Annotated in this window: 3 protein-coding genes and 1 pseudogene; 1 reads left to right on the plus strand and 3 read right to left on the minus strand. The window is 69.3% G+C overall.

The features are described 5' to 3' along the window. Positions 1-32 precede the first annotated feature (32 nt). Positions 33-2,981, minus strand: coding sequence for a PAS domain S-box protein (locus AC16DP_RS06805; protein WP_329730209.1), 2,949 nt, complete (start codon positions 2,979-2,981; stop codon positions 33-35). A gap of 300 nt (positions 2,982-3,281) precedes the next feature. On the opposite strand from AC16DP_RS06805, the gene AC16DP_RS06810 reads away from it, so the two are divergent. Continuing rightward, entirely contained in the window at positions 3,282-5,207 is a 1,926-nt protein-coding gene (locus tag AC16DP_RS06810; protein ID WP_329730210.1) for a GNAT family N-acetyltransferase, read from the plus strand. Between the two features lie 164 nt (positions 5,208-5,371). On the opposite strand, the gene AC16DP_RS06815 is transcribed toward AC16DP_RS06810, so the two are convergent. Together AC16DP_RS06815 and AC16DP_RS06820 are read right to left on the minus strand one after the other, a co-directional pair. Next, positions 5,372-6,712, minus strand: a complete 1,341-nt coding sequence (locus AC16DP_RS06815; protein ID WP_483956653.1) for a hypothetical protein — start codon at positions 6,710-6,712, stop codon at positions 5,372-5,374. Then, positions 6,709-7,202, minus strand: a pseudogene (locus AC16DP_RS06820) (hypothetical protein); the annotation flags it as partial. The gene AC16DP_RS06815 and the pseudogene AC16DP_RS06820, both read right to left, overlap by 4 nt.

The following is a 7,202-nucleotide window of genomic DNA, read 5'->3' on the forward strand; positions in this document are numbered from 1 at the left end:
AGGCGGGCCGTCGCGCTGCCTCCCCGTGTGTCTCACGCGTGAGCCGGGGGATGGGCCTCGGCCGGACTCGCGGTGGGGAGCGTGAAGAAGAAGGTGCTCCCCACCCCGGGGCTGCTCTCGACCCAGATCTGTCCGCCGTGCGCGTCCACGAGCCCCTTCACGATGGCCAGTCCCAGGCCCGCTCCCTGCTTCCTTCCCGCGGAGGCCTGCCAGAAGGGCTCGAAGAGGTGGGGCAGATCCTCCTCGGGAATGCCGGAGCCCGTGTCGCTCACCGAGAAGCGCACCCGGCTCCCCACCGGCTCGGCCCGGAGGAGGATCCGCCCTCCCATGGGCGTGAACTTGAGCGCGTTGCCGAGCAGGTTCGAGAGGATCTGCAGCACCCGGTCGCGGTCGGCGAAGACGGGGGGCGCGTCCTCGGGGACGGCGACCCTGAGCTGGATGGACTTCTCCTCCGCGAGCGCGCGATGCAGCTCGGCGGCCTCCCGGACGAGGGGCGCGGTCTGTTCCCATCCCCGGTCCACGGACAGACGGCCGGCTTCCATCCGGGCGATGTCCAGCAGATCCAGGATGAGCCGGGTGGCCCGGTCCACCGACTTCTGGATGGCCTCGAGCGGCTTCGTGTCGGTGGCCCGCTTCTCGGGCGGATGTTTCAGGAGCACCTTCGTGCTCAGCGAGATGACGTTGAGCGGGGTGCGCAAGTCATGGGCGACGATCCGCAGCACCTCGTCGCGGGTGCGGGTGGCCTGCTCGGACTTCTCGTGGAGGCAGGCATTGTCGAGGGCGAGCGCGGCGCGTTGGGCCAGCTCCTCCGCCAGCGCCAGGTCCCGGGCTTCGTAGCGGCGCCCGGACTCGGACATCACGAGGACGAGCGCGCCCAGCGTACGCCCGCGGGTGACGAGGGGGATGATCAGGCCCGAGCGGGGCTCCAGATGGTGGAGCAGCTCCAGGTGATGGGGGTCCTCCGCCGCCGACTCGAGCACCGCCTCGGAGAGCTCCGGCAGGAGCGCCGGCTGCCCCGTCCGCAGCACCTGGGAAATGAGGTGTCCTGGATGGGAGGGGCCGCCCTGGGGAGGGGGCGTGAGCAGCTCGCGGAGGAGCCGTGACTTCTCCGGGGAGGCCGCCAGTCCTTCCACCCGCTTCACCCGTCCCTCCTCGTCGAGCTGCTCGACCAGGCACCAGTCCGCCAGCGCGGGAACGGCCAGGCCCGCCACGGTGGTGAGCGTGGTCCGTGAGTCGAGCGACGCCGCGAGCCGTGGGCCCGACTCGGCCAGGAAGCGCCACGCCTGCTCGAGCTGCTTGCGCTCGGAGATGTCCTGGATCTGCGAGATGAAATGGAGCGGCTCTCCCCGGGCGCCGCGGACCAGCGAGGCCGTGAGCAGGATGGTCACCCGGTGGCCGTCCTTGTGGATGTAGCGCTTCTCCATCTGGTACGAGCTGATCTCCCCCTGGAGCAGCCGGTGCACGTTGGCCAGGTCCAGCTCCAGATCCTCCGGCCAGGTGATGTCCTGGAACGTCTTGGTGAGGAGCTCCTTGGGGGAGTAGCCGACGATCCCACACAGCGAGCCATTCACGCTCAGGAACCGGCCATCCAGGCCCACCAGGGCCATGCCGATGGGGGCATCCTCGAACGAGGTCCGGAAGCGCTCCTCGCTGTTGCGAAGTCCCTCCTCGGCGCGTTGGCGCGCGGTGATGTCCCGCACGATGACGGTGAGCAGCTGCGTTCCGTCCACCCGCAGCTTCGAGATGCTGGCCTCCGCGGGGAACTCCTCGCCATTCTTGCGCCGGCCGGTGATGGTCCGCCGCTCTCCCATGTGACGGGCCGTCCGCTCGCTGGCCGCGAACTCCCGGAGGTGTTGCCGGTGGAGGGCCTGGAACCGCTCGGGCACGAGCAGATCCAGGGACTGGCCCAGGACCTCGCTCGCCGCGTAGCCGAAGATGCGCTCCGCCCCCGTGTTGAAGAGGGTGATCCGCTGCGCCTCGTCCACCGAGATGATGGCATCGGCCGCGGTGGAGACGATGCCGGCGAAGCGGGCCTCCGACAGCCGGAGGGACTGCTCCATGGCGTGGCGCTGCGCATCCAGCAGGGAGAGGGTGCTCGCGTTGCGCGCGATCACGAGCAGGAAGGCCACCATGGTGACGAGCACGAAGAGGGAGACTCCGAGGGTGGTCCCGAAGAGCCCCAGCCGCTCTCCCAGGATCCACACGCCGCCCACCAGCAGGGGGGTGAGGAGGAGGGCGGGCAGGAGCCGGCGCACCAGGATGCCCCCCACATCGTCCCGGAGGAGCACCCCCGTCAGCCCGTGCTCGGGATGGACGGACAGGATGCCGAGTGACAACAGCAGGAAGAGCGCCGCCGTATGCACGGCCATGGGCGTGAAGGGCGGCAGGAAGGAGAAGAGCCGCCTGGGCTCGGCCAGGCTCCCCTCCAGGTACAGGTACCCGATGAGGACCTGGGCGGAGGTGAGCGTGACGATCAGGGCAAGCGGCCGGGCGGCGAGCCACCCCCTGCGGGTCCTGACGTGCAGCAGGAGGAGGGCCAGCCCCAGGAGGCAGAAGTTCAGCGCCCCCATGGGCGAGGGCCGTCCCGGGAGCATGGGCGCCATGCGCTGGACGGTCTCGCCGAAGAAGAGGAGATCCATACCGGCATCGAGCCCGAAGAGGTACTCGGAGAGGACCAGGCCCCCCAGCAGCAGGGGGATGAGTGCCAGGGCCCTGCCCGACACGCGCCGCGGCCGGCTCGCTCCTTTCGGGTGGAGCAGCCAGAGCGCGGTACCACTCAGGGCGAGGCCGATGGCGGTGTTGGGCATCATGAGGCCCGCGCCCGGCAGGGGAAGGAGCTGGGTGAGGAACCTGCTCCCCAGGGCCCAGCCGAGCAGATCGACACCGGCGACCAGGACGGCGAGCGCACTGGCGATGGAGGCCAGCCGCGCGAGCCCCTGCTGGAACCGATGGAGGGAAGCCCGATGCGGCGACGTCGTCATGGCTCTGGAGGAGGGACTGCCCCTGTGGCGCTGCGAGTGGATACCCTGCTCAACATGAACAGGCGCCCGGCCCACGCCATGGGCCTGGGGGAGAGCACCCGGCGGGGCGCGGACTCGCCCCGCCTCCGGGTGGACGAGGCGGGAGATCCCTTCCTGCTTCCCGGGTCCCCGGGAGAGCGAGCCGCGCGGGGGTTGCGCCGGGTGCCCCACCGGAGCGCACGGTTTGCGCCGGATGACACCGCCGGGCCCTGGACGCACCGTTGGAACGAAGGTTGCTAGCGCGGCAGGACGGGAGGGCGCATGGACGCGCGGGACTGGCGGGAGCGTTACGCGGAGAAGGTGTCGACGGCGGAGGAGGCCATCCGGCTGATCCGGCCGGGGCGGCGCATCCTCATCGGCTCGGGGGCGGCCGAGCCCGTGGCCCTCGTCAAGGCCCTGGTGGAGAAGGGCGAGCACCTGGCCGACAACGAGGTGGTGCACCTGATGACGCTGGGGCCGGCGCCCTACGTGGAGCCCGAGTACCAGCACCGCTTCCGGCACATCGCCTTCTTCATCGGCGCCAACACGCGCAAGGCGGTCCAGGAGGGCCGGGCGGACTTCATGCCCGTGTTCCTCTCGGAGATCCCCGAGCTCATCCGGAGCAACCGCGTCCGGGTGGACGTGGCCCTGCTGCAGGTGAGCCCGCCGGACGCGCACGGGTACGTGAGCCTGGGTGTCTCGGTGGACGTGGTGCGCTCGGCGGTGGAGGCGGCCTCGCTGCTCATCGCCGAGGTGAATCCGCACATGCCGCGCACCCATGGGGACTCCTTCGTCCACGTGAGCCGGTTGCACCGCCTGGTGCCGGTGGATCAACCGCTGCTGGAGCGGCCCCACGAGGCGCAGGACGAGGTGTCGCGGGAGATCGGCGGCCACATCGCGCGGCTGATTCCGGACGGGGCCACGCTGCAACTGGGCATCGGGAGGATTCCGGACGCGGTGCTGGCGCAGCTCACGGGGCACAAGGATCTGGGGCTGCACACGGAGATGATGTCCGACGGGGTGATGCACCTGGTGGAGGCGGGCGTCATCACCGGACGGAGGAAGACGCTGCTGCCGGGCAAGCTGGTGACGTCCTTCATCATGGGAACCCGGGAGCTGTACGCGTGGGCGCACGAGCACCCGGCCATCGAGATGAGGCCGAGCGACTTCACCAATGATCCGGGGGTGGTGGCGCGGAACGAGCGGATGGTGGCCATCAACGGCGCGCTGGCGGTGGACCTGACGGGGCAGGTGGCGGCGGACACGCTGGGCGGGTGTTTCTTCTCGGGGATCGGCGGGCAGGTGGACTTCATCCGGGGCGCGGCGCGCAGCCGGGGAGGGCGGCCGATCATCGCGCTGCCCTCGACGGCGAAGGGCGGCTCGCTGAGCCGGATTCAAGTGGCGCTGGAGGCGGGCACGGGCGTGGTGACGAGCCGCGGAGACGTGCACTACGTGGTGACGGAGTACGGGGTGGCGGACCTGTGGGGGAAGAACATCCGCGAGCGCGCCAAGGCGCTGATCCACATCGCCCACCCGGACTTCCGGGCGGAGTTGATGGCGGCGGCGAAGGCGCGGCACTGGGTGCTGCCGGACCAGGTGGTGCCGAAGGCGCGCTATCCGTGGACGGAGGAGCGGGTGGAGCGCATCCTCTCCGGGCAGGAGCTGCTCATCCGGCCCGCGCGCATCACCGACGAGCGGGCGCTGCAGGAGCTGTTGTACGGGCTGAGCGACGACAGCACGTACCGGCGCTTCCTGTGCTTCAAGAAGCGGCACCCCCACGAGGAGGTGCAGGAGCTGGTGAACCCGGACTACGAGCAGAACATGGCGCTGGTGGCGAGCATGCCGGGCACGGAGGAGCTGGTGGGCGTGGTGCGCTACGACGTGGTGGCCGCGACGGGGCTGGGGGACGTGGCCTTCGTGGTGCGCGATGACTGGCAGGGCCGGGGCGTGGGCACGGCGTTGATGAGGCGCATCCGCGAGGCGGCGCAGGCGCGGGGGCTGCCGGGCTTCCAGGCGGATGTGCTGGTGTCGAACAAGCCCATGCTCGACGTCTTCCACGAGAGCGGGCTGCCCGTGCAGGCCCGCCTGGAGGGCAGCAGCTACCACCTGGAGCTGCTGTTTCCCGACCGCGTGCCGGGCGGGCTCAGGGCGCCGGGGGAGGGACCCAGCGCGGACCCGGCTCGGAGGACGACGGGCTCCGGCGCATGAAGATGTCCGTGGGCAACAGCTTCCCTGGCGAGCTGGTCGGCGAAGTCGAAGGAGGGCGCGGCCTCCTCCGGCTCCAGCATCATCTGGGCTTGCAGCTCCAGCCACCCCGGGCCGTCCCCCAGGCTCCAGTTCGCCGTGTACCAGGCACCGTGTCGTTTCGCCCGTCAGCCCCGGTGCCGCTCTGCCACGCGGTAGAGCCAGGTGAGGGAGTAGTCCAGCAGCGACTGCCGCGAGCGCATGTAGTTGCGGGCCCGGACGAAGGGAAGCCACACGCGGTTGCCCACGAGGACCTGGGCCTCCTCGAGCCTCTGGCGCGGAATCCACCGGCCGCCCAGGTTGCGCACCAGCACCTCCCCCAGGTACGCGCCAATGGCGGGCACCGCGTGCTCGTCGATGGCTTCCCGCAGGCGGCTCTTCGGGAATTCCTCGCACCAGAAGTAGAAGTCGGCGTCCGTGAGCGACTCGGGCGTCGCCTTGAAGACGGAGGGCACCTCCGAGTGCAGCAGCGCCACGAGGTGCTCGGCGAGATCGCTGTAATACTCGAGCGAGCGCTCCAGGTTGTCCACGTCCGGAGGTAGAGCGGAGTCGGCGGGGCGCCACTCCTCGGGCTCAGGAGGGCGCCACGCGTTGAGCTCGGCAATCCTCCGTTGACGCTCGTAACTGGCGGCACGATCCACCACGAGCGAGAGGAGCAGGGCCAGGTCCGGATGGAAACGGGGCTCCACGGGAGCGAGCATGGCGCTGCGCTCATTCAAGGAGCGCAGCACGGTGTTGAAGTCGAGGTCCGGCCGGAGGTGGGCGTGGGCGCGGGCCTGGGCGAGCCGTGCCTCCTTGCTTACGAAGTCCGCGGCGGTGGGCCACGTCACCAGGAGGACGCAGCCATTGGGCAACTCCTCCACCCGGTGAGCCGGCGTGGACAGCATGCGATCGCGGCCGACCGTCTCCACCAGCTTGGGGCCGAAGACGTTGAGCCAGAACACCTCGTAGATTTTATCGAAGCCATCTCTGAACAATGTCTCGTCGTCGCGGCCGAAGCTCGGAAAGTCCGCCAACTCCCCGTCATCAGCGCTGTGGGCCATGGCATGAGGGACCGGGTAGCGGCTGGCCCAGGCGCGCACCATCTCCACGAAGCGGCGGCAGCGCTCCGCCTCCGTGAAGAATGAGAGCGGCTTTACCTTGATGATGATGGTCAGTCTGGGGTGCCGCGGTGGGAGCCAGAGTCCGAGCGACATGTCCAATGCGGGCCACTTCGTCCGGTAGAGCCCGATGGACGTGCTGTTTTCGTCACGTTTCTCCTCCAGCGCTTTCCAGATTGCAGCGCGGGCGTATTTGCGTCGCCGTTTGCCCTCGACGACGTCCGGCATCCATCCGTCAGCATACTCTTCAAGCGCGCGGAAGAAGGGCTCCAACTCGCTGTCGAATGCTGCCAGCGGGTCGAAGGCACCTTTGAAGGTGAGCGTGAGGTAGTCCTCATCTCTCGAACCGTAGAATTCGAGCACCTTCATTGAAACAGCACCTCCACTCCCGGAACCGTGCTCCTGGTTTCTTCCATGGCTGTCCTTGAGTCGCGTGCATTCTTCGGTTTGAGGTCGCCCCCCTCGTAAATGAGGCGGACCCGCTGGACAGTCACATCGCCGCCCTCGCGAAAAAGGGACTGGAGTGAGTCCCGGCGGATGTTGAGCACCTCGCCATACCTGGTCAAAGCCTCCTGCGCGTCTGCAATCATCTGTGCCTTCAGGGCTTCGTAATTCAATCCCGAGAGGTCACGGCTCTTGAAGCTGAACGCCTCCACGCGCCGTGGCCCACCGCCAATTCCTCCCTCTTCGATGACGAGCACATCCGCGAAGCGCAGGCCGGTGCCCGGCTTGCGTACGCCCACCTGTGTTTCAACGCGGGGCCTGTCGAAGTCCCCCAGGAAGCGGCGCTCGGCCCGAGGCTTCAGCGCGTCCTCTTGCAGCAGCTTCACCATGTCGCGCTCGAAGGCCATGCCCCGGG

It is taken from the genome of Archangium sp., from assembly GCF_057119385.1.

What these genes read in the sequence shown, in the direction of transcription:
- AC16DP_RS06815 (WP_483956653.1), bottom strand. Translation starts at nt 6,712, where the DNA reads ATGAAGGTGCTCGAATTCTACGGTTCGAGAGATGAGGACTACCTCACG.
- AC16DP_RS06805 (WP_329730209.1), bottom strand. Translation starts at nt 2,981, where the DNA reads ATGACGACGTCGCCGCATCGGGCTTCCCTCCATCGGTTCCAGCAGGGG.
- AC16DP_RS06810 (WP_329730210.1), top strand. Translation starts at nt 3,282, where the DNA reads ATGGACGCGCGGGACTGGCGGGAGCGTTACGCGGAGAAGGTGTCGACG.